At 37.2% G+C, this 2199-nt stretch carries 1 protein-coding gene and 2 pseudogenes; all 3 read left to right on the top strand.

The features are described 5' to 3' along the window. Positions 1-247: pseudogene (locus MOC86_RS25895) on the top strand (IS4 family transposase); the annotation flags it as partial. Between the two features lie 141 nt (positions 248-388). Further along, positions 389-723: pseudogene (locus MOC86_RS25890) on the top strand (sortase); the annotation flags it as partial. 440 nt (positions 724-1163) lie between these two features. Further along, positions 1164-2150, top strand: coding sequence for a GMP reductase (guaC, locus tag MOC86_RS25885; RefSeq protein ID WP_268586776.1), 987 nt, complete (start codon positions 1164-1166; stop codon positions 2148-2150). The last annotated feature ends 49 nt before the right edge of the window (positions 2151-2199 follow it).

Genomic DNA, 2199 nt, shown 5'->3' with positions numbered 1-2199 from the left:
ACTGCTTCTGCGAAAAAAGAAGAAAGAGCGGAGTGAATATAAGGCTGTGTACATGATAAAAGATTATTTACCCCTCTTGTATGAAGCCATACAAAAAGGTGCCGAAAGCATCACTCGAATTTTACTTCGGTTGTATGCACTTCTAGAAAAGAACGGGCGAAAATCCCATCGATATGAGAAAAAAACAGGCTTCGATATCCTCGGTGTCATTTACAAACAAAGTAGGAGCACAAGAAAAGTTGCCTAACATGCCTAAAAAAACGTCCTAATCTGGACGCTTCTTTAGAATGCCTAATTTTCATAGGAAAGGTCGCGCACAACCTTAATTACGATGTGGTTGGCGTAAAGTTAGACAGCAACCCCTACCTAAACAGTCTTAGCTTGATGGGCATGGGGTGTACCCTCTCTTCCTAAAATCGAAGCTGAACTCCCTATTGTAGAAGGAACAAACAGCGATAACTTTTAAAAAAGCGTTGGTCATTATAAACAAAATGTTTATCCAAATGAAAGAGGACAAATTGTTCTATGTGGACATCGTGACCCTGTTTCCCGCCGTACAGGTGAACCTAAAACTGGTGTCATGCTAAAAATGAGTCTTTTATATCTAGATTTTACATACAAGATAACAAAAATAAAAATGAACTTCTTCCTACAACGTCCTATCCTTTTTCTTATATTGGTCATGCACTGCAATGCTACATTATTTACGCAACACCCTTGTAATAGGTGCATCATGTTAGAAATAGGGAGGTTCGTCTTCTCCCTTCTTTTCATAGGTCTATTCCTTTCCCTATTCCAAACTGATTCTTCCATATTTAAATTTATCTGAATAAGTTCGTTCTTAACGAAGATGCTAAAAAAGAAAAAACAGAAAGTGCTTTAATTTACATTCCCCCTCCAAATTTTATTTTAGAGAATCTTCAAAAAACCGAACAATACGCCTTTCCCCTCTTAATCATAAAAATAATTAAATGAGGAAAAGAAAAGAGGAATATAGCGCTTACTTTCCTACTTTTTATGTTTAAATCTCTATAAAAACTATTATTTCCTCTCAAAAGATAAAAATATTATCAAAGTTTGACAACTCACTCAAAATAAAGTATATTTTAACGAACATTTAAAGTTAATTTAAATATAAATATTCGTATTTAGAGGTGTAACTAATGGAAAACGTGTTTGACTATGAAGATATTCAGTTAATTCCAGCTAAGTCTGTAGTAAATAGCCGTTCTGAGTGTGATACAACGGTCGAGTTTGGCGGTCGTACGTTCAAACTTCCTGTAGTCCCTGCAAACATGCAAACAATTATTGATGAAAAAATCTCTGTTTACTTAGCAGAAAACGGTTACTTTTATGTAATGCACCGTTTCCAACCAGAAAAGCGACTTTCATTTGTAAAAGACATGAAAGAACGCGGATTATTCGCATCTATTAGCGTTGGCGTTAAAGAAGAAGAGTACACATTTGTTCAACAGCTTGCAGATGAAGGTCTTGCACCAGAATATATTACAATTGATATTGCCCACGGTCATTCAAATGCTGTGATTAAAATGATTGGACATATTAAAAATCTTTTACCAACTACATTCGTTATCGCCGGAAACGTTGGAACGCCTGAAGCAGTACGTGAATTAGAGCGTGCTGGCGCAGACGCAACGAAAGTTGGGATTGGTCCAGGAAAAGTATGTATTACAAAAATTAAAACAGGCTTTGGAACAGGTGGATGGCAGCTAGCTGCTCTTCGTTGGTGTGCAAAAGCCGCAAGCAAACCAATTATCGCTGATGGCGGAATCCGTACGCACGGTGATATCGCAAAATCTGTTCGCTTTGGTGCTGCTATGGTTATGATTGGTTCTCTATTTGCTGGCCATGAGGAGTCTCCTGGAGAGTCTGTTGTACGAGAAGATGGCAAGCTCTACAAAGAATACTTTGGTTCAGCTTCTGAATTCCAAAAAGGTGAAAAGAAAAACGTTGAAGGCAAGAAAATGTACGTAGAGCATAAAGGCGCTCTTCAAGATACGTTAACAGAAATGGAACAAGATCTTCAGTCTTCTATTTCTTATGCTGGCGGCAATAAGTTAGAAGCTATCCGTAACGTTGATTATGTAATTGTGAAAAATTCGATTTTTAATGGTGATACAACGTATTAATAAATAGAAAAGCCCAAGACTTTGTGTCTGGAGTTACCCCTGTCAAGTA

This window comes from Priestia endophytica (genome assembly GCF_026790145.1).
Classification (GTDB): domain Bacteria; phylum Bacillota; class Bacilli; order Bacillales; family Bacillaceae_H; genus Bacillus_I; species Bacillus_I endophytica_A.
This window is presented reverse-complemented; position numbering and strand designations above follow the sequence as displayed.

Bases quoted from the DNA above. Each gene is read 5' to 3' on its own strand.
- guaC (WP_268586776.1), top strand. From the start codon at position 1,164: ATGGAAAACGTGTTTGACTATGAAGATATTCAGTTAATTCCAGCTAAG.